The sequence below is a fragment of the Nonomuraea sp. B1E8 genome (assembly GCF_039871515.1).
Taxonomy (GTDB): domain Bacteria; phylum Actinomycetota; class Actinomycetes; order Streptosporangiales; family Streptosporangiaceae; genus Nonomuraea.
In genome coordinates, this window is sequence record NZ_JBDPLS010000001.1 from 935922 (window position 1) to 955903 (window position 19982).

Annotated in this window: 21 protein-coding genes; 8 read left to right on the forward strand and 13 right to left on the reverse strand. The window is 70.3% G+C overall.

What is annotated here, in order from left to right:
• Positions 1-110: 110 nt before the first annotated feature.
• The gene (locus tag ABGA98_RS04380) at positions 111-815 is read right to left on the reverse strand and encodes a metal-dependent transcriptional regulator (protein ID WP_347616839.1); all 705 of its coding nucleotides are present in this window, start codon (positions 813-815) and stop codon (positions 111-113) included.
• A 106-nt stretch (positions 816-921) separates the two neighbouring features.
• Between ABGA98_RS04380 and ABGA98_RS04385 the strand changes: the two genes are divergently transcribed.
• Positions 922-1533 (forward strand): UdgX family uracil-DNA binding protein, encoded by a 612-nt coding sequence (locus ABGA98_RS04385; RefSeq protein WP_347616840.1) that lies wholly within the window; start codon positions 922-924, stop codon positions 1531-1533.
• Positions 1534-1593: 60 nt separating this feature from the next.
• On the opposite strand, the gene ABGA98_RS04390 is transcribed toward ABGA98_RS04385, so the two are convergent.
• A complete protein-coding gene (locus tag ABGA98_RS04390; RefSeq protein ID WP_347616841.1) occupies positions 1594-2889 on the reverse strand; it encodes an MFS transporter in 1296 nt (431 codons plus the stop codon).
• A gap of 10 nt (positions 2890-2899) precedes the next feature.
• Positions 2900-3553, reverse strand: a complete 654-nt coding sequence (gene pdxH, locus ABGA98_RS04395; RefSeq protein ID WP_347616842.1) for a pyridoxamine 5'-phosphate oxidase — start codon at positions 3551-3553, stop codon at positions 2900-2902.
• 252 nt (positions 3554-3805) lie between these two features.
• On the opposite strand from pdxH, the gene ABGA98_RS04400 reads away from it, so the two are divergent.
• Entirely contained in the window at positions 3806-4912 is a 1107-nt protein-coding gene (locus ABGA98_RS04400; protein WP_347616843.1) for a citrate synthase 2, read from the forward strand.
• 49 nt (positions 4913-4961) lie between these two features.
• On the opposite strand, the gene ABGA98_RS04405 is transcribed toward ABGA98_RS04400, so the two are convergent.
• Positions 4962-7628 carry a hypothetical protein gene (locus tag ABGA98_RS04405; protein ID WP_347616844.1) on the reverse strand — a complete coding sequence of 889 codons (2667 nt, stop codon included), beginning with the start codon at positions 7626-7628 and terminating at the stop codon, positions 4962-4964.
• An 86-nt stretch (positions 7629-7714) separates the two neighbouring features.
• On the opposite strand from ABGA98_RS04405, the gene serC reads away from it, so the two are divergent.
• Positions 7715-8827 carry a phosphoserine transaminase gene (serC, locus tag ABGA98_RS04410; protein WP_347616845.1) on the forward strand — a complete coding sequence of 371 codons (1113 nt, stop codon included), beginning with the start codon at positions 7715-7717 and terminating at the stop codon, positions 8825-8827.
• A 54-nt stretch (positions 8828-8881) separates the two neighbouring features.
• Here serC and ABGA98_RS04415 read toward each other — a convergent pair whose 3' ends face one another.
• The 8 genes from ABGA98_RS04415 to ABGA98_RS04450 form a co-directional block, all read right to left on the reverse strand.
• Positions 8882-9505, reverse strand: a complete 624-nt coding sequence (locus ABGA98_RS04415) for a rhomboid family intramembrane serine protease (protein WP_347616846.1) — start codon at positions 9503-9505, stop codon at positions 8882-8884.
• A 105-nt stretch (positions 9506-9610) separates the two neighbouring features.
• A complete protein-coding gene (locus tag ABGA98_RS04420; RefSeq protein ID WP_347616847.1) occupies positions 9611-10375 on the reverse strand; it encodes a crotonase/enoyl-CoA hydratase family protein in 765 nt (254 codons plus the stop codon).
• 19 nt (positions 10376-10394) lie between these two features.
• On the reverse strand, positions 10395-11168 hold the full coding sequence (locus tag ABGA98_RS04425; RefSeq protein ID WP_347616848.1) for an SDR family NAD(P)-dependent oxidoreductase: 774 nt from the start codon (positions 11166-11168) through the stop codon (positions 10395-10397).
• Between the two features lie 47 nt (positions 11169-11215).
• Positions 11216-11554: an STAS domain-containing protein gene (locus ABGA98_RS04430; protein ID WP_347616849.1), complete on the reverse strand. Its 339-nt coding sequence runs from the start codon at positions 11552-11554 to the stop codon at positions 11216-11218.
• A 105-nt stretch (positions 11555-11659) separates the two neighbouring features.
• Positions 11660-12394 carry an ABC transporter ATP-binding protein gene (locus ABGA98_RS04435; RefSeq protein ID WP_347616850.1) on the reverse strand — a complete coding sequence of 245 codons (735 nt, stop codon included), beginning with the start codon at positions 12392-12394 and terminating at the stop codon, positions 11660-11662.
• Positions 12391-13146, reverse strand: a complete 756-nt coding sequence (gene cbiQ, locus ABGA98_RS04440; protein ID WP_347616851.1) for a cobalt ECF transporter T component CbiQ — start codon at positions 13144-13146, stop codon at positions 12391-12393. Before cbiQ ends, ABGA98_RS04435 begins: the two co-directional genes overlap by 4 nt.
• A 3-nt stretch (positions 13147-13149) precedes the next feature.
• Positions 13150-14154 carry an energy-coupling factor ABC transporter permease gene (locus ABGA98_RS04445; RefSeq protein ID WP_347616852.1) on the reverse strand — a complete coding sequence of 335 codons (1005 nt, stop codon included), beginning with the start codon at positions 14152-14154 and terminating at the stop codon, positions 13150-13152.
• Between the two features lie 77 nt (positions 14155-14231).
• Positions 14232-16040, reverse strand: a complete 1809-nt coding sequence (locus ABGA98_RS04450) for a glycosyltransferase (RefSeq protein WP_347616853.1) — start codon at positions 16038-16040, stop codon at positions 14232-14234.
• A 318-nt stretch (positions 16041-16358) separates the two neighbouring features.
• Between ABGA98_RS04450 and ABGA98_RS04455 the strand changes: the two genes are divergently transcribed.
• Both ABGA98_RS04455 and ABGA98_RS04460 read left to right on the forward strand, forming a co-directional pair.
• Complete coding sequence (locus tag ABGA98_RS04455; RefSeq protein WP_347616854.1) at positions 16359-16718, forward strand: hypothetical protein; 360 nt, start codon at positions 16359-16361, stop codon at positions 16716-16718.
• Positions 16719-16735: 17 nt separating this feature from the next.
• The gene (locus tag ABGA98_RS04460) at positions 16736-17101 is read left to right on the forward strand and encodes a ClpX C4-type zinc finger protein (protein ID WP_347616855.1); all 366 of its coding nucleotides are present in this window, start codon (positions 16736-16738) and stop codon (positions 17099-17101) included.
• A gap of 203 nt (positions 17102-17304) precedes the next feature.
• On the opposite strand, the gene ABGA98_RS04465 is transcribed toward ABGA98_RS04460, so the two are convergent.
• Positions 17305-17505, reverse strand: coding sequence for a hypothetical protein (locus ABGA98_RS04465; RefSeq protein WP_347616856.1), 201 nt, complete (start codon positions 17503-17505; stop codon positions 17305-17307).
• Positions 17506-17780: 275 nt separating this feature from the next.
• Between ABGA98_RS04465 and ABGA98_RS04470 the strand changes: the two genes are divergently transcribed.
• The 3 genes from ABGA98_RS04470 to ABGA98_RS04480 all read left to right on the forward strand — a co-directional run bounded on the left by ABGA98_RS04470 (position 17781) and on the right by ABGA98_RS04480 (position 19979).
• On the forward strand, positions 17781-18254 hold the full coding sequence (locus tag ABGA98_RS04470; RefSeq protein ID WP_347616857.1) for a hypothetical protein: 474 nt from the start codon (positions 17781-17783) through the stop codon (positions 18252-18254).
• 145 nt (positions 18255-18399) lie between these two features.
• The gene (locus ABGA98_RS04475; protein ID WP_347616858.1) at positions 18400-19482 is read left to right on the forward strand and encodes a dihydrodipicolinate reductase; all 1083 of its coding nucleotides are present in this window, start codon (positions 18400-18402) and stop codon (positions 19480-19482) included.
• Positions 19479-19979 (forward strand): carboxymuconolactone decarboxylase family protein, encoded by a 501-nt coding sequence (locus ABGA98_RS04480; protein WP_347616859.1) that lies wholly within the window; start codon positions 19479-19481, stop codon positions 19977-19979. Before ABGA98_RS04475 ends, ABGA98_RS04480 begins: the two co-directional genes overlap by 4 nt.
• Positions 19980-19982: the final 3 nt, after the last annotated feature.

A 19982-nucleotide genomic window follows, 5' to 3' on the forward strand; every position in this document is an offset into this window, starting at 1 on the left:
CTCGGGGTGGCGTGTCTGCAAAGCGGACCACGGGCGCTCCTGCAACAGTCTTGGCCAGGGGAGAGTGGAGGGCCTCCCAGGTGGGATTCAACCAAGCAGCCGCGCGCGCGTCAGCGCTTGGAGACAAAAACGTGCGCGGCGACATCACGCGGAAGCTCCGCGGGAGTGTCGTCGCTGTCACCGTCACCTGTCACCCGCACACCATCGTCGCTCGCCGCGAGCGTCACCTCGCGTCCGGGTTGTATCCCAACTTGCTTGAGTTTAAGCATCACAGCGGGATCGCTTTGCACTTGTTCGCTAATTCGACGGATGACGACGGGTGTCTCCCTGACCCCCGCGACATCGCACATCGTGGTAAGCCCGCTGTCGCCGGACTCGGCCGCCTCTCTGGCGCCCAGCTCGCCGAGCCCCGGGATGGGGTTGCCGTGCGGGCAGACCGTGGGGTTGTCGAGCAGCGTCACCAGGCGCGACTCCACCGACTCCGACATGACGTGCTCCCAGCGGCACGCCTCGATGTGCACCTCTTCCCACGGGAGCCCGATCACCTGGGTGAGCAGGCACTCGGCGAGGCGGTGCTTGCGCATCACGCGGGTGGCCAGCGTGCGCCCCAGCTCGGTCATGGACAGGTGCCGGTCACCCTCGACGCGAACGAGGCCGTCACGCTCCATGCGCGCGACGGTCTGGCTCACGGTGGGGCCGCTCTGCTGGAGGCGCTCCGCGATGCGGGCACGGAGCGGGACGATGCCCTCCTCCTCGAGCTCGTAAATCGTGCGGAGATACATCTCCGTGGTGTCGATCAGGCCGTGTGCGGTCAAGGCAGTCCTCCCAACTGAATGCTACGCCGGTCGTGGCGGGGACTGGGCCCGTCCGCAGCGGGCACAGGAGTCGAGAAGCCTAGTGGGAGAACGACCGACGATGGTTATGGACGGCAACATCGGAGCGGCCCGGTTCCTTCCCGAGCGGCTCGACCTCGACGCGCTGCGCGAGGCCGCGGCCCGCTGCGAGGGCTGCGGCCTCTATCGCGCCGCCACCCGGACCGTGTTCGGCGAGGGGCCGAGGCGGGCGGTGTTCATGCTGGTCGGCGAGGAGCCGGGCGACCAGGAGGACCGGCAGGGGCACCCCTTCGTGGGCCCGGCGGGCCGCGTCCTGGACAGAGGGTTGCAGGAAGCCGGGATCGAGCGGGACTCCGTCTACCTCACCAACGCCGTCAAACACTTCTCCTTCACCCCGCGGGGCAAGCGGCGGATCCACCGGAAGCCGACGGCCGCCGAGATCGACGCGTGCCGGCCGTGGCTCGACGCGGAGCTGGCCGTGGTACGCCCCAAAGTGGTCGTGGTGCTCGGCGCGACGGCGGCCAGGGCGTTGCTGGGGCGGGAGTTCCGGGTGACCAGGCAGCGGGGCGAGCCGGTGCCGCTCGGCGACGCGCTCGCGGTGGCCACCGTCCATCCGTCGGCCGTGCTGCGCGCGCCCGACAGGGACGACGCGTACGAGGGTTTCCTGGCGGACCTGCGGGCCGCGGCCGGCGCCGCCTGACCGGCCTCCGGGTGCTGCCTGACCGGTGTCCTGGCCGCCTGACCACTCTCCGGGTTCCGCCTAGCCGGTTTCCTGCGCCGTCTGGTCGGTGCCCGGCGCCTTACCGGTGTCCTGGGCGGTCTGCTGGGCGCGGAAGTTCCTGAAGCCCGCCACCGACAGCCCGACGACCAGCACGGTCACCATGCAGGCGATGCCGCCGCCCACCCAGGCGCCGCTCAGCCCGAACGCCGTCGCGGTGGCCCCGGCCCGCAGGTCGCCCAGGCGCGGCCCGCCGGCCACCACCACCATGAACGCGCCCTGCAGCCGCCCCCGCATCTCGTCGGGCGCGTACAGCTGCAGGATGGACTGCCGCCACACCGACGAGATCACGTCGGCCACCCCTCCTACGGCCATGAACGTGACCACGAGCCAGAGCTCGTGCACGAGCCCCGCGGCCGCGACGGCGAGCCCCCACACGGCGATGACGACGACGAGGGCCACCCCCTGCCGCGAGACCCGGCCCACCCAGCCGGAGAACAGCGCGCCGGCGACGGACCCGATGGCCATGGCCGAGGTCATCCAGCCGAGCGCGATCATGGAGCCGCCGAACCGGTCGGCGGTCAGCTCGGGGAAGAGGGCCCGCGGCATGGCGAACACCATCGCGATGATGTCGACGACGAACGACATCAGCAGCACCGGGCTCCTGGCGATGAAGCTGAGGCCCTCCAGGACGGCCCTGGCACCCGGACGGGTCACTTCGCCCAGCGGAGGCAGTGAGGGCAGCCTGAGCGCCGCGTAGAGGCTCCCCGCGAACAGCAGGGCGTCGACCGCGTACGCCGCGGCGAACCCTCCCGACGCCAGCACCACCGCGCCGACCATCGGGCCCGCCACGGCGCCGATGCTGAACACCAGCGAGTTGAGCGCGTTGGCCGCCGGCACCAGCTCGCGGTCGATGATCCGGGGGATGATCGCTCCCCTGGTCGGCCCGGTGATCGCGAACCCGGTGGCGTTGAGCGCGACCGCGGCGAAGATGAGCCAGATGTCGCGCAGGTCGAGCAGCGCCTGCACGAGGATGAGCAGGGTCGCCGCCCAGGCGATGACCGAGCCGACGATGAGCAGCTTGCGCCGGTCGACGGCGTCGGCCACCGCCCCGCCCCACAGGCCGAAGACGATCAGCGGCACGAGGTTGGCCATGCCGAGCAGCCCCACGTAGAACGAGGAGTGGGTCAGCTCCCACACCTGCTGGCCGACGGCCACGACGGTGGCGCCGACGCCGACGTGCGAGATGGCCTGGCCGAGCCAGATCCGCCGGTAGGCCGGCACGCCCAGCGGCCGGGTGTCCACCACATGACGTTTGACCAGCTCCCCGAATGCCACTTAGGGAACTTTAAGGGGCCAGTCTCTCCAGAACCCACCGGGGTGGCGTGCGCCGGTAGCGGAGCCGGTCGTGCATCCGGTCGAGCTGCCCCTGCCAGAACTCCACCTCCACCGGGACCACCCGGAAACCTCCCCAGAAGTCGGGCACCGGCGGATCCTCCGGCCAGCGTGCCGCCAGCTCCTCGTAGCGGGCGTCCAGCTCCTCCCTGGAGCGCACGACCGCCGACTGCCGCGAGGCCCACGCGCCGATGCGCGAGCCGTACGGGCGGGACCGGAAGTACGCGGCCGACTCCTCGTGCGGGATCCGGGTCACGGTGCCCTCGACCCGCACCTGGCGGCGTAGGGGATGCCAGGGGAACAGCAGGGACGCGCGGGCGTTCTCGGCCAGGTCGCGGCCCTTGCGGGACTCGTAGTTGGTGTAGAAGACGAATCCGCGTTCGTCGTAGCCCTTCAGCAGGACCGTCCTGGCGCTCGGCCGGCCGCCCGCGGAGGCGGTGGCCAGGATCATCGCGTTGGGCTCGGGCAGCCCGGCGTCGAGCGCGTCCTGGAACCAGACGGTGAACTGCGCGATCGGGTCGGGCGCGACATCGGACTCGAGCAGCGGCTCGCCTTCGTACGTGCGGCGTAGCCCAGCCAGCACGGGCGGGCGCGGGGTGGCATCCACAGGACGATATTCTTGCGCGCTCCTCCTGAGGATCCCACACGACCCTCCCACCAGCGGCTTTGGCCTTACGGCGGGTCCCGAGACCGACCGTGAGCTGGGAGGGGGTTAAATTGACCCGCCGGTATCTCGACATCAACAGAGCGGTGGAGCTCGGGGCGAGAGAGCGAGGCCACGAAGCCAACGAACCCCGAAGCGGCCACGACCGTAAGCAGAGCATTGCCGTGACATGGCAAGAAAGGGAGGCGGCCAAGCATGTCCGACTTCAAACCCGGCCTCGAAGGCGTCGTGGCTTTCGAGACCGAGATCGCGGAACCGGACAAAGAAGGGGGCGCCCTTCGTTACCGGGGCGTCGACATCGAGGACCTGGTAGGCCGTGTCCCGTTCGGGCACGTTTGGGGCCTGCTGGTCGACAACAAGTTCCAGCCGGGCCTGCCGCCGGCGGAGCCCTATCCCATTCCCGTCCACTCGGGAGACATCCGCGTCGACGTGCAGAGCGCGCTGGCCATGCTGGCTCCCGCCTATGGCTTCAAGCCTCTGCTCGACGTCAGCGACCAGGAGGCACGCGACCAGCTCGCCCGCGCCTCCGTGATGGCACTCTCCTTCGTCGCGCAGTCCGCGCGCGGCCTGGGCCTGCCGATGGTGCCGCAGAGCCGGGTCGACGAGGCCAAGACCATCGTCGAGCGTTTCATGATCCGCTGGCGCGGTGAGCCTGACCCCAAGCACGTCAAGGCCATCGACGCTTACTGGACCTCGGCGGCCGAGCACGGCATGAACGCTTCCACGTTCACCGCCCGCGTCATCGCCTCCACCGGCGCCGACGTGGCCGCCGCGCTCTCCGGCGCGGTCGGCGCCATGTCGGGCCCGCTGCACGGCGGCGCCCCGGCCCGCGTGCTGCACATGATCGAGGGCGTCGAGCAGCTCGGCGACGCCAAGAAGTACGTCCAGAGTGAGCTCGACAAGGGCAACCGGCTCATGGGCTTCGGCCACCGCGTCTACCGCGCCGAGGACCCGCGCGCCCGCGTGCTCCGCCGCACCGCCCAGGAGCTGGACGCCCCCCGCTACGAGGTCGCCGTGGCGCTGGAGCAGGCCGCGCTCGACGAGCTGCACGCACGCAAGCCCGACCGGGTGCTCGCCACCAACGTGGAATATTGGGCGGCCGTGGTGCTGGACTTCGCCGAGGTGCCCTCCCACATGTTCACCTCGATGTTCACCTGCGCCCGCACGGCCGGCTGGGCCGCGCACATCCTGGAGCAGAAGAAGACGGGCAGGCTCGTCCGCCCGAGCGCCACCTACACGGGGCCCTCGTCGCGCCCACTCAGCGACGTGCCGGGCGCCGACGAGGTGATCGGCAACTACTGACCACCAGTCCGTACGGCTGCCGCGCGGACTGCGGCAGCCGTACGCCAGGTCACTTGTCCGGCAGGTCCACGCACAGGGGATCCTTCGTGGGCGGTTCGTTCGTGTCCAGCCGGCCGCAGCGCTTCACGGGCCGGCTGTAGCCCCATTCCGACTTCTCCACCTTCATGATCGCGATGGCCTTGTCGATGGGCGTGTGCCGCTCCGTGAGGTCGAATCCCACCACCCCGCCCGATCCGGCCCAAGAGGCGTTCCCCGACGTCCTGGCCAGCCGGTAGAGGATGTCGCCCCGGCTCGGCAGCTGCACGTCCCCCTCCCCTCCCGCCATGCCGGCCGCCTGGTAGGCGGCGTTGGCGGCGCGGTAGACCACGTCGGCGGCGTCGTAGGTGAGGATGAGGTTGTCGTCGGAGGCCGTCGAGTGCCCCTTGTCCTGCAGCTTGCTGACGAACGCGGTGGCCGACGAGCGCGGCCACAACGCCCTGTGCGCCAGCGCCAGGTAGTAGACCTCGGCCTGCTTCGTGTTCGCGATCTCGTCGCCGTGGTCGGACACCACCTTGACGACGTCGTCGCCCGCGATCACCTTCACCTCGCCGCAGGCGTTGCCCTCGACCGCCGTCAGGAAGGCGCGGAACTCGGACGCCCGCCCGGCGTAGACGAGGACGTCGGGGTCGAGCGCGCACGCCTTCCCCGCCGCGGAGGAGATGCCGCCCTGCTGGACCGTGTACGAGATCCGCTCCACGTCGGCGCCCTCGTCCGTCAGGGCCTTCTCGAAGTCGTCCGCCAGGTTCAGGGTGTACACGTCGCCCTGCGAGCGGTCCTCGACGATGACCGCGGCCGGTTCGTCCACGCCCTTCAGGAGGGTCCGCCGGGCGAACCGGGCGCCGAACGTCGCCTGGCGGACGTTGGTCGGCCCCACCTGGAAGTAGTAGGGGGAGGGCTCGTCCGGCTGGTCGGGCAGCGCGGGGTTGCCGATGTAGCCGAACCGGTCCGCCGTCGCCGTGCTCGACACCATCGGGATCTTCGCGAGGTGCAGTTCCCTGATCGCATCGCTGATGCCGGCCACGCTGCGCGGCAGGCCCACCACCCCCATCACGTGCCGGTCCTGCGCGGCCATGTCGATGATGAGCTGGGCCGTCCTGCGCCCGTGGTCGAAGTTGTCGCCCGCGTTCGCGATCAGCACGTGTAACCGGGGGGTGCTGGTGACCGTACGCTGATATTCCTCGACCGCGGCGAGCTCGGAGACCGCGCCGGCGAGCCGGGTGTCGTCCTGCGCCGTCTTCTTGATCGAGAACTCCCCGAACAGGACCACGCTGATGTACCGGCCGGAGTCGATCGCGTAGCGGTTGTTCTCGTCGATCTTCTTGATCAGCGTTTTCACGTCGCCGTCGAACAGGGTCTCGGGCGTTTCCCTGGTCGCGTTGACGATGCCGACGCATTCCTCCTCGATCCGCTCGACCCACGGCAGGCCGCCGCAGTGCCCTTCCCTGTCACGCTGGATCACATAGACGAGCGAGAGCGGAACGACCACCAGCAGCGCCATCACCGTCCAGTAGGCCATGGCCCGCCTGCGGCGCGGCGTCGACGGATCGTCCTGCGGCTCCGCAGGCACGGCCGTCGCCTCGACGGTCAGCCGCAGCTCGGGAACACCCAGCCTGGCCGCGTTACGCCACTGCGCGACCGCCTTCTCCAGGTCGTGCAGCGGCTTCGGCGCCGCCTGCGCCGGGGGCACGCCGCCGGGCACGGCCGCCAGCACGAGCATCGGCACGAACAGGCCGGTCTTCTTGGTGATCTCCTCCATCAGCCGCAGGAACCGCGCGTTGGTGCCCCCGGGATCGGTGATCTGGAGGACCAGGAGGCAGTACTGGCCTCTCCCCCAGCTCGGCCACGGAATGATCCACTTCTTGTACGCCTCGTGCAGGTCCTGCATCAGGGCGTGGACCAGCAACTCCTCGATGTCGTCGTCCGGCGCGGCCGCCAGGCGCAGCGCGTACTGGGGCAGCCGCTCGAACCGCCGCCTCTTCAGGCTCGGCTCGCTGCTGAACCAGCCGGTGAAGAGCGAGCCCCTGATCGACAACACGCCCTGCGCCGCGGTGCCGCCCAGGGCCACCATGAGGCCGAGCAGCCAGGGGATGACCCCGACCAGGTCGGCGGCGCCACCGGCCCACCAGACGGCCAGGGTGCCCACCGGCACCCAGGTCGTGGCGGCGCGCGCCAGGAAGTCGGCCGACGTCTTGACGTCGTCGCCGCCGCCACCGGCCATGCCGCGCCGCCAGTCCTTCAGCCGCTTCTTGTAGGCCTGGTAGTCGGTGTGCGACTGCGGGTCGGGGACGCGGCCGTCGGGCCTGTCCCGTGCCCACAACACGAACTGCGCGAGCGGGAAACGCGGCGGCGGCAGCAGCGACCCGCCCACCGGCTTGCCTAGGCGGCCACGGTCGGTCCGGGCCTTGCCGGTGTGGTCCTCGTCGCCTGCCAGCGAGCTCACCAGGTCGAGCACCGACTCGTGCGCGCCGTCCGTGACGCGGGCATAGGGGACGGCGGTCTCGAACGGCTTGGCGAGCCGGTCGACCGCCGCGAGCGCCTGCTCGCCGACCACCAGCACGGTCGGCAGGGGCGGATCGGCGCGCAGGAGCGCACGCCGGCGGATCAACCTCTCGATGACACTGCGCAGATCGGCCATCTGGGCGCTCCTCCAGCCGGTGCCGTCCTCGTGCTCAGCCAACGAACGATCAATGAAAGGGGTTCATCATGTCTCACTATGCGGGCCCCGGTCCAGGGCATTCTCCGGCGCTCGGTAGGCTCCACTACGTGGCTGACATCGTGATTCCCGCTGACATCAAGCCCGCCGACGGCCGCTTCGGCTGCGGGCCTTCGAAGGTTCGCACCGAGCAGCTGGCCGCGCTGGCAGCCTCCGGCGCGAGCCTCATGGGCACCTCCCACCGCCAGAAGCCGGTGAAGGGCCTCGTCGGCCGCGTGCGCTCCGGGCTCGCCGACCTGTTCTCGCTGCCCGAGGGCTACCAGGTCGTGCTCGGCAACGGCGGCACCACCGCGTTCTGGGACATCGCCGCCTTCGGGCTGATCCGCGACCGGTCACAACACCTGTCGTTCGGCGAGTTCTCCTCGAAGTTCGCCGCCGTCACGAAGAAGGCGCCCTGGCTGGGCGAGCCGAGCGTCATCACCTCCGAGGTCGGCGCCCACCCCGCCGCGGTCGACGAGGACGGCGTCGACGCCTACGCGCTCACCCACAACGAGACCTCGACCGGCGTCGCGATGCCGATCGAGCGCGTGGGCGGCCCCGGCGACGCGCTGGTGCTGGTCGACGCCACCTCGGGCGCCGGCGGCCTGCCCGTCGACCTCGCCGAGACCGACGTCTACTACTTCGCGCCGCAGAAGAGCTTCGCCTCCGACGGCGGCCTGTGGATCGCGATCATGTCGCCGCGCGCCCTGGCCAGGGTCGAGGAGATCGCCGCCTCCGGCCGCTACGTGCCGGAGTTCTTCAGCCTGCCGGTCGCGATCGACAACTCCGCGAAGGACCAGACCTACAACACCCCGGCCGTGGCCACGCTGTTCCTGCTGGCCGAGCAGCTCGACTGGATGAACGGCAACGGCGGCCTGGCCTGGACCACCGCCCGGACCGCCGAGTCCAGCTCGCGTCTCTACACGTGGGCGGAGAAGTCGTCCTACGCCACGCCGTTCGCCGCCCCCGAGTTCCGCTCGCAGGTGGTCGGCACGATCGACTTCTCCGACGACGTCGACGCCGCCGCCGTGGCCAAGGTGCTGCGCGCCAACGGCATCGTCGACACCGAGCCCTACCGCAAGCTCGGCCGCAACCAGCTGCGCATCGCGATGTTCCCGGCCATCGACCCGGCCGACATCGAGGCGCTGACGGTCTGCGTCGACCACGTCGTCGAGCGCCTCTAGCCCGCGCCGCGCCCGCCCTCCTGCCCTGCTCGCCCGGGCAGGAGGGCGGTCGCGTCAGTAAGGGCTCGCGGTGATCTCGCGCCTGCGGCGCAGCACCCAGGCGGCCACCACGCCGCCGATCAGCCCGAACAGGTGGCCCTGCCAGGAGATGCCCGGCTGGTTGGGCAGCAGGCCGGCCAGGATGCCCCAGTAGGCGACGCCCACGCCGATCGCGATGGCGAGGTCGAGCAGCCTGCGGTCGAACACGCCGCGCGCCAGGATGAAGCCGAAATAGCCGAACACCAGGCCGCTGGCCCCGATCGTGATGACGCCGGGGCTGGTCACCCAGGTGCCCAGGCCGCCGATCAGGATGATCAGCAGGCTGGCCCAGAGAAACTTGCGGACGTCGCGCAGCCCGGCCAGGAAGCCGAGGATCAGCAGCGGCAGCGAGTTGGCCATGAGGTGGCCGAAGCCGCCGTGCAGGAACGGCGCGAGCAGGATGCCGACCAGGCCGTCAGGGTCCCAGCCGACGATGCCGTACTGGTCGAGCGAGCCGTTGAGGACGACGTCGACGCCCTCGAGGATCCACATCGTGGCGAGCAGGGCGACCATGACGATCAGCATGCTCAGCGCCCCGGACAGGAGAGCGCCGGCGCCGCGTCTGGCCGAATCGAACCGTGAACCCGAATAGTCGCTCATGCGCCTCTCCCGGAGTCGTTGCCCTCTTTCTTTACCGTAACCAGGAAGAGCTACGCGCGCGTTGAAGAGGCCCCTCCCGTCCTCTGGGGAGCGGGAGGGGCGCGGCTATTCGCCCTTCCACCGGGGCGCGCGCTTCTCCGCGAAGGCCGCGGCGCCCTCCATGGCGTCTTTCGAGCCGAACACCGGGTTGATGATCGCGCCCTGCTTCTTGAACATCTCCTCGCGCGGCCAGTCCTGCGACTCGATGATCACCTGCTTGGTCGCGGCGAGTGCCAGCGGAGCGTTGCCGGCGATCTTGCCGGCGAGTTCGAGCGCGCCCTCCAGCGCAGCGCCTGGCTCGGTGACGCGGTTGACCAGGCCGAGCTCGTACAGGCGGGAGGCCGGGTAGTGGTCGCCGGTCAGGGCGATCTCCATGGCCACGTGGTAGGGGATCCTGCGGGGCAGGCGCATGATGCCGCCCGCGCCGGCGACCAGCCCGCGCTTGGGCTCGGGCAGCCCGAACGTGGCCGCCGACGACGCCACGATGACGTCGCACGCCAGTGCCATCTCGAACCCGCCCGCGAGCGCGTAGCCCTCGACCGCGGCCACCAGCGGCTTCTTCGGCGGTGACTCGGTCAGCCCGCCGAACCCGCGCCCCTCCACCACGGGGAAGTCGCCGGACAGGAACCCCTTCAGGTCCATCCCCGCACAGAAGGTGCCACCGGCACCGGTCAGCACGTACGCCGAAATTTCAGGACGGGCGTCCAGCTCGTCCAGGGCGGCCGCGATCCCCCGAGCCACCGCCCCGTTGACGGCGTTGCGCGCCTTCGGCCGGTTGATCGTGAGGATCGCGACGTTCCCGGACTCCTCGACGAGCACTTCGTCAGACATGACAACCCTTCCGACGGGGTTACTTAGGCTGGAAGCGGATGCCGCCGTCGAAGCGGATGACCTCGGCGTTCATGTAGTCGTTCTCGATCAGCGACCGCACGAGGTGCGCGAACTCGCCGGCCCGGCCCATGCGCTTGGGGAACACCACCGGCGCCACCAGCTTGGCCTTGAACGCCTCGGCGTTGTCGTTGAAGCCGTAGATGGGCGTGTCGATGATGCCGGGGCAGATCGTGTTGACGCGTACGCCGATCGCCGCCAGGTCGCGCGCGGCGGGCACCGTCATGCCCACGATGCCGCCCTTGGAGGCGGAGTACGCCAGCTGCCCGGTCTGCCCCTCAAGCGCCGCCACGGAGGCCGTGTTGATCACCACGCCGCGCTGCCCGTCGGCGTCGGCCGGCTCGGTCCTGGCGACGGCGGCGGCGCCGATGCGCATGAGGTTGAACGTGCCGATCAGGTTGACCTCGATGACCTTGCGGTAGGAGGCCGGGTTGTGCGGGTTGCCTTCGCGGTTGACCGTGCGCTCCGCCCAGCCGATGCCGGCGCTGTTGACGATGACGCGCAGCGGCTTGCCGGTCGCCACGGCGGCGTCCACGGCCGCCTGCACCTGGGCGTCGTCCGACACGTCGGTCCTGGCGAAGACGCCGCCGATCTCGTCGGCGACGGCCTTGCCGCGCTCCTCGTTGAGGTCGGCGACGACCACGGTCGCGCCGGCCCGGGCCAGCTCGCGGGCGGTGGCCTCACCGAGGCCGCTGGCGCCGCCGGAGATGATTGCTGCAGATCCGTTCACGTCCATATCCCGGACCCTAACGCGCCGACCGAATGAAGTTCTACTCGGGGCCGCTAAATTGCTCCCACAGCCGTGTCGACGTCGGCGTACACCTTGATCCGCCGGTCGAGGCCGGTCGTGCGGAGGATGCGCGCCACCGGCGCCTGCGGCGCCGCGAGGGACACGCCACCGCCCTCCCCCGTCGCCAGCCGCCATGCCTCGATCAGCACCGACAGGCCGCTCGAATCCATGAACGACAGTTGCTGCAGGTCGAGCACGAGCCTGGCGCCGTCCTGTTTGATGGCGTCACGCACCTCATCGCGCAGAAACGGCGCGGTGAACAAGTCGAGCTCACCCTCAACGGCCACCACCACGGCATCGCCCAGGGCGTGTCGTGCAAGCCGCAGCTTCATTTGGCCCCTCCTCGATGAGCCACTGTACTTCGACATCCCCGGAGACCGGGCATGCACAAACTACGAAGTAGCCGGATACAGACGGGCTTCGCCCGTCAAACCAGCTCACACAACAGGGACGGCGAAGCCGTACGGGAGCTCCAGGCGGTGCCTGGCCAGCAGTTCGGCGTCGGAGAGCAGCGTACGCGTGGGGCCGTCGGCGGCGATCACCCCGTCGGAGAGGATGAGCGCGCGCTCGCACAACTCCAGCGCGTACGGCAGGTCGTGCGTGACCATGAGCACCGTCACGTCCAGGGAGCGCAGGATCTCCGCCAGCTCCCTGCGGGCGGCCGGGTCGAGGTTGGACGAGGGCTCGTCGAGTACGACGATCTCCGGCTCCATGGCGAGCACCGTCGCGACCGCCACCCGGCGTCGTTGCCCGAACGACAGGTGGTGCGGCGGCCGGTCGGCGGCGTCCAGCATGCCGACCCGCTCCAGCGCGTCCTTGACCACGCGGTCGAGGTCTTCGCCCCGCAGGCCCGCGTTCGCCGGGCCGAAGGCCACGTCGTCCCTGACCGTGGGCATGAAGAGCTGGTCGTCCGGGTCCTGGAAGACCAGGCCGACGCGCTGCCTGACCTCGGCGAGGGTGTCTTTGCGTACGGGGGTGCCCGCCACGGTGACGCTGCCGTGACCGGCGGTGAGAATGCCGTTGAGGTGCATGACGAGCGTGGTCTTGCCGGCGCCGTTCGGGCCGAGCAGGGCCACCCGCTCGCCGCGGGCGATCGACAGGTCGACGCCGAACAACGCCTGCGTGCCGTCGGGGTAGGCATAGGCGAGCTGCCTGACTTCCAGAGAGTTCACAAGGACAGTCCCAACACTGCGAGGGCGGCGGCGGGCAGGGCGAGTGCCGTGCCCCACTGGCCTACAGATGCCGAAATATCACGAATCATCGGCATCCGCCCCGAGTATCCCCGGCTGAGCATCGCGAGATGCACCCGCTCCCCCCGTTCGTACGACCGGATGAACAGCGCCCCGGCAGATCGGGCGACCACCGGGATCTGCCGGATATTTCGCGCCTCGAACCCGCGAGACTCCCGCGCCACCCGCATCCGCCGCATCTCATCCATGATCACGTCCAGGTATCTCAGCATGAACATGGCGATCTGCACCAGCAGGCTCGGCAGCCTGAGCCGCTGCGCCCCGATCAGCACCTCCCGCGGCTCGGTGGTGGCCGCCAGCAGGACCGAGGCGGCCACGCCGAGCGTCGCCTTGGCCAGGATGTTCCAGGCCGCCCAGAGCCCGGGCACGCTCAGCGAGAGCCCCAGCACGGTGATCCGCTCGCCCAGCCCGATGACCGGAATGAGGAGGGCGAACAGCACGAAGGGCACCTCGATCACCATCCGCCGCGCCAGGTGCGCCACCGGCACCCGCGCGGCCAGCGCGACACCGCCGAGCAGCGCCGCGTAGGCAGCGAAGGCCCAGAACCGCTCGCGCGGCGTGGCCACCACGACGAGGGCGAAGGCGAGGACCGCCAGCAGCTTGCACTGCGGCGGCAGCCGGTGCACCGCCGAGCCACCTGGCAGATAGAGCTGGTGATGATGCCCGGCACCCATGTGTCACACCTTGACCTGGTTACGGCTCCGCGCCGCGTAGGCCACCGCCCCGGTGAGCACCAGCACCAGGCCGACGCCGATGACGCCGGCGACGCCGACGGGGACGCCGCCCACCTCCCCGTAGTCGGCCAGCGCCCACGAGCCGAACAGGTGGTCGGCCGCCTGGTCGATGAAGCCCTTGTCCTCGGCGACCGCCTCCAGCCCGTCGGGCGAGGAGGAGGCGAAGAACGACACGAGCCCGGCCAGCACGAGCGTCACGCCGACACCGCCCAGCAGGAACGGCCTGAGCGCGCCAGGGGCCGCCGGGGCCGGCTCGGGCTCGCCCACGGTGGTGCCACTGCCGTCGGCTCCGCGCAGGACCAGCGGCTTGGCCAGGCCGCCGGCGCCGTACACGAGGTCGGGCCGCACGGCGAGGACGGCGCCGACGGTCGCGGCGGTGATCAGGCCCTCGCCGATGCCGATCAGCAGGTGTACGCCGCCCATCGCGGCGGCCACCGTGCCCACGTCGATCGGCGCGGTCCCGCCGATCCAGAACAGCAGCGTGAACGCCAGCGCGGAGACCGGCACGGAGACCAGCGCGGCCAGGAACGCGGCCACCACCACCTGGCCTCTGGCCAGCCCCGTGACCAGCCTGAAGACACCCCAGCCGGCCAGCACGGTGACGAGGCCCATGAGCGTGATGTTGACGCCGAGCGCCGTCAGCCCTCCGTCGGCGAAGAACACGCCCTGCACGAGCAGGACCACGGCCATGCACAACACGCCCGTATAGGGCCCGACGAGGATCGCCGCCAGCGCGCCGCCCAGCAGGTGGCCGCTGGTGCCCGCGGCGACGGGGAAGTTGAGCATCTGTACGGCGAAGACGAACGCGGCGACGAGCCCGGCCATGGGCGCGGTCCTGTCGTCGAGCTCGCGCCGTGCCCCCCGCAGGCAGACCGCGACCCCCGCGGCCGCCACGACTCCGGCCGAGATCGACGTCACTGCGTTGAAGAAGCCATCAGGTACGTGCACGGCACTGCCTCCCGGAGCGGGACGGGACCAACGGTCCCACTTTAGGACATGGCCTTGCACCTGCACATAGCTGGCAATTAGCGGATGATTCTTCTGATGACCGCCCGGGCCGTCATCCGCCGCACCACCGCGCTCAGCCGCCCCCGCGTCGCGTACGGCCGCACGCTCCTGAGCAGGGCCGCCCGCCACCACCTGCGCGGTCCCACGACCGTGCCCGCGCCCGCCTCGATCTTGAACCGCGCGGCCGGCCCGCCCAGGTCGAGCTCCAGGTACGCGTCCCAGGTGCCCGGTGGGAGCCGGCCCACCGCCAGCCCGGCCGCGAACCCGCCCCCGGGCAGCGCCGTCACCGGCTCGGCCCGCTCGCGCCCGCTGCGCCGCTCCCGCCAGACGATCCGCCGGATCGCCGCCGCCCTGGGCGCGGTGTCGACGACGCTGATCTCGCCGTCGATGAGCAGCCGCTGCCCCAGACCCCACCGCGTCCTGATGAGCCTCGCACCGCCCGGCACGGCGACCACGTGGCCGCCGACGTCGATGCTGAGGTTGCCGTTGTCCTTGGTGAAGTAGGGCAGGACCACGACGCCGCCGATCATCCGGGGCATCGGCCGGCTGACGCCGATCTCGCGGTCCGCGCCCAGCCGGCCGAACCGCAGCGCCCCCTCGATCTCGACCGCCACCCGCAGGTCCCAGATCCCGGAGGCGAGCGCGGACACGTCCACCCGCACGGTGAACTCGCCGCCCTTGCGTTCGGCGGGGATGACCACCTCGGCGGCCGGGTCGCGCCGCGAGCGCAGCACCACGGCCAGACCGTGGTCCCTGGCGATGCCGTGCAGCCCGGCGGAGCCCGTCACCACCAGGTGGTCGCCGTCCCAGCACACCCCGGTCAGCCGCCGCCGCACGGTGGCGCTCTCGATGCGGGCCAGGCGCACGAGGCGGTCGATGTCGTCGAGCGCGGTCGCCCGCTGCCGGTCGATGCTGTTGAGCCGCTCGTGCACGCCCGGCGTGTACCACTCGTCGCAGAGCGCGGCCACCTCGCGCGCGATGTCCTTGCGGCGCACGTCGTCGCTCTCCAGGAACACGGCTCCGAGCTGGGTGAACACGTCGAGCCTGAAGTGCCTGCGGAGCAGGTGGTCGCGGAGCGGACCCGGCTCGACGTGCTCGGTCATGATCCGCATCGGCTCCCTGATCATGGCCAGCCAGGCGAGCGGGTCCCTGCTGCCCGCCTGCTGCATGATGCTGGTGCCGTCGGGCCTGGCCATCAGGTGGTAACACTCGTAGTCGGCCACCACGGAGATCACCTCGGCGTGGCAGTAGGCGTGGACGGCGAAAAGGATGTCCTCGCCGACGAGCATGCCCTCCCCGAACCTGATCCGGTGGCGATCGAGCATGTCCCTTCTGAAGAGCTTGAAACAGCACAGGCTGTTGTAGACGCTGCTGTCGCCCAGCTCCACCCGGTCGGCGCTCTGCTGGAACATCGACACGGGCGCCCTCCGGCCGTGCCCCACGATCTTGCCGAGCACGATGTCGGAGTCGTTCCTGTCGGCCATGGCGACCATGCGTTCCAGCGCCTCGGGGCCGAGGTGGTCGTCGGCGTCGCAGAAGAAGACGTACCGGCCGGTGGCGTGCTCGAGCCCGACGTTGCGCGGCCGGCCCGCGCCGCCGCTGCCCTCGATGTGGACCACCTTGACCTTGGACGGGTGGTAGGCGGCGTAGAGGTCGAGGAGCGCGCCGCTGCCGTCGGTGGAGCCGTCGTCGACGACGATCAACTCCTTCTTCACCCGCTGGACGAGCGCTGCGGTGAGGCACCGGTCGAGGTAGGCCCGGCAGTTGTGCACCGGAATGACGACGCTGACGTCGACCGGGTCGCCGCCGTTCTCCGTATCCGACATCACCACTACCTCACGTTGCGCCGCCGTTCGGTTTCAGTATGTGACGAACGGCCCTGCCCGCGGAGGGCGATCGGAGGTCTTGAACCCCGTCTTTTGCTTACACCGGAGGTTCGCGGCATTTCTCCAATTGGTGGCGGTAAAGGGCACCGAATGCCTCATTCGCCCCGCGCCGAATCATGTTCAGGGACGAGGTTTTCCCTCCGGGAGGAAGAAACCTCTCCGCGGGGAGCACTGAAGCACCCCCCGGCGGCGCGAGTGATCCTCTCGGCCGGGTTGCGCGTCTACAGTTAGGCATCCTTGACCGGGAGGTGGCGTGACATGGCATCAGATCTCCGCAGGCGCACGGGCCATGATTCGGCCGTGCACGCCGCAGAGTCCATCGTCTCCTCGGCTCGGCTGGGAGAGCTGCACGAATGCTCGGCCCTGCTCCGCCGCACGAGGATGCGGGCGGCGGAGATCGTGGACGAGGCCCGCACGCTGCTCGCCGAGGCGGAGCGGCACGGCCACGCCGAGCGCGTTCGTGCCCTTCGCGAGCAACTCGGCCAGGCGCGCCGGTCGTACGCCAAGGTGCTGGACGCGTACGTGGCGATCTGCGGCAAGATCACCGAGGAGCGGCAGGCCATCATCCGGGCCCAGGTCGAACTGGACCGCCGGTCAGGCTTGTCAGGTGTTGCCTGACGAGCTACCGTCAGGCAATGCCTGCCTGGAAAGAGAAGATCCGCTGCTCGTTCTGCCACAAGAAGAGCGCGGACGTGCGCAAGGTCATCGCCGGCCCTGGCGTGCACATCTGCGACGAGTGCGTCGGCCTGTGCAACGACATCATCGAGCAGGACCGCCGCGAGCCGTCACCCGAGCCACGGCTGCCCCTGTGGGAGTCCATGACCGACGACCAGATCCTCGACCATCTCCCCAAGATCGCCGCCGTGCAGGCACAGGTCGACGACAACCTGCGCGACTGGGTGGCGCACCTGCGCACCAGGGACGTCAGCTGGGAGCGCATCGGCACGTCGCTCGGCATGACTAGGCAGTCGGCGTGGGAACGTTTCAAAAGCGAGACATAACGCGTGAACCATCGCGGCGGGCCGAGCGTCCCATCATTTGAGGAAGGCCCGCCATGCGCGCCCTCGACGGTCTCGCGGCGTACGATCCGGCGCCGCACGAAGAGGCGGAACGGCCCGGCCTCCGGATGAACGGGCTCCAGCTCCCCGGCCGCCCCGGGGAGCTGGAGCAGGGGGCCGCCCTTGGCTCTGAAGGCCGCCGTCGGCTAGTTCATGATCCGGTGCAGCAGCCCGACGAGGCCGAGGGCCGTGGCGACCCCCGCCCCGGCCCACCCGGACAGGCCGCCGACGGTCAGCCCGCCCAGCAAGGCGGTGATCAGGATCAGCACCCAGCGTTGCGGGATGCGCTCCGGCTCGCGGGCCGGAGCGGGCTCTTCCCGCCGAGGACTCCGTCTGGTTAATCTCATTGCAGCGGTTTCCTTTCATGACATGCGTGGAGTGTCACCGCGATGAGCGGCCTTTCTGGGACAACAGAGGGGCCGCTCGTTTTTCGTTCACGAGAGTGGCACAAGATTCGCGTGAGTAATGGCGCTTTTTCTCCTCAAACTGGCATACGCACGGCCCGCAGGTAGAGAATTCTTCTCCGCGGATGTGGGGACGTAGCACGTCAAGGCACTCAAGCGACACCGCAGGTTCCGCACGCTTTTGCATTTTCCGCACGGCCTGCCGCAGGATGCCACGCATGAAGGAAATCACCGAGGAACTCGCGAAGGTGCTGATCCCCGAGCCGGTCAAGGACGAGGACGAGGAGCCCACCGACTACGCGGCCCGCGCGAGAAGCGCGAGCGAGGCGAGGAACACCCTGGTCGGGGAGCTCATGATGGCGGCAGGAGCATCGCCGGCCGAGGATCCGGTGCTGGCGCGGCTCGGGGAACTCGCCGCACAGAGGCGCGAGATACAACGACAAATACGACTTATCACAGCATATGCACGCGAATTCGTACGGCCGGAGCCGTACCGGCTGCGGGCGCTCGCCGAGGCGGCGGGAATGTCGATCTCCAGCATCCGCACCGCGTACGACGCGGAAGACAAGATCGCCGTCGCCACGCGAATCGGGAGAAAAGACGTGAAGAATACCGTTCACCCCGTCGTCGGCGACCAATGGTGGCGGCTTCCCGCCCGCCACACGAATCCGCCCCTGAGCCCCGACCTGTAGGCGCCGTTGCCATCGGATCGTCCAGCCGCCTACATGAGACATGCCACGATATGACACTCGCCGCCCCCGCCCCGCCTGGTGGTTCCCCGAGTACGTGGCGAAGTGAGCTCTATACACCTAACCAAGCGCTTGCTACGCTCCGCCCATGACGTCCACGATCGTCTGGGGCACCGGCAACATCGGCCGCGCCGCCATCCGGGCCGTCGAGGCCCACCCGACGCTCAAGCTCGCGGCCGTGCTCGTCCACGACCCCGCCAAGATCGGCTGTGACGCGGGCGACCTCGCCGGACTCGGCCACGATCTGGGCGTCACGGCGACCGGCGACGTCGACGCCGTGCTGGCGGCCCGCCCCAGGGCCGTGGTCTACGCGGCCTCCGGCGACCTCCGGCCCGACGACGCCCTGGCCGACATCGTCCGGGCCGTCCGGGCCGGCGCCGTGGTCGTCACCCCGTCCCTGTACGCCCTCTACGACCAGCGCAACGCCCCGCCGGAGTTGCGCGAGCCCGTGCTGGCCGCCATCGCCGGCGGAGGAGGCTCCCTGTTCGTCTCCGGCGTCGACCCCGGCTGGGGCAACGATGTGCTGCCGCTGCTCCTCAGCGGGCTCGCCACCACCGTCGACACGATCCGCTGCCAGGAGATCTTCGACTACTCCACCTACGACCAGCCCGACGCCGTCCGCCACCTGGTCGGCATGGGCCATCCCCTGGACTACGAGCCGCCGATGATCGCGCCCACCGTGCCGTCCATGGTGTGGGGCGGACAGGTACGGCTCATGGCCAGGGCGCTCGGCGTCGAGCTCGACGAGATCCGCGAAACCCTGGACCGCCGCCCTCTCGACACCACGGTGACCACCAGGTCCATGGGCGACTTCGAGGCGGGCACCCAGGGAGCGGTCCGTTTCGAGGTGCAGGGCGTCGTCGACGGCGTGCCCCGCATCGTCGTCGAGCACGTCACCCGCATCCACCCCTCCTGCGCGCCGGACTGGCCGGTCGCGCCCGACGGCGTCGGGGCGCACCGCGTGATCATCGAGGGCCGCCCGCGCATCGAGGTCACGGTCGAGGCCAGCGACGAGGACGGCAACCGCTCCGCCGGGGGCAACGCCACCGCGGCCGGCCGGCTGGTGGGCGCCATCGACTGGCTCGTGGCCGCGGAACCCGGGCTCTACGACGCGCTCGACGTGCCGCTGCGGCCCGCCCCCGCCGGCAAGCTGGGAAGGAGACGGCCGTGAAGATCGACATTCCGGAGGGCAAGGACGCCATCGAGTACGTGTGGGGCGAGATGGTGCCCGGCATCGGGATGGCCGCCACGAAGTTCTCGCTGTCGGTCTACGCCCACACGACCCTGGGGCTGCGCGAGTTCGAGGCCGCGCGGTTGCGGATCGCGCAGCTCAACGGATGTGCCTTCTGCCTCGACTGGCGGACGGAGCGGGACGGGGAGAAGGTCGAGGAGTCGTTCGCCGACGCGGTCAGCGAGTGGCGCACCACCGCCGCCTTCGACGAGCGCACCCGCCTGGCCGCCGAGTACGCCGAACGTTACGCCCTCGACCACCACGGCCTCGACGACGCGTTCTGGACGCGGATGACCGCGCACTACAGCCAGTTGGAGATCGTGGAGCTGACCATGTGCCTGGGCTCCTGGCTGGCGTTCGGCCGCCTCAACCACGTCCTCGGGCTCGACACCGTGTGCACCCTGCCCAGCGGCCGCACCCCCGCCCCCGGCCGATGACCC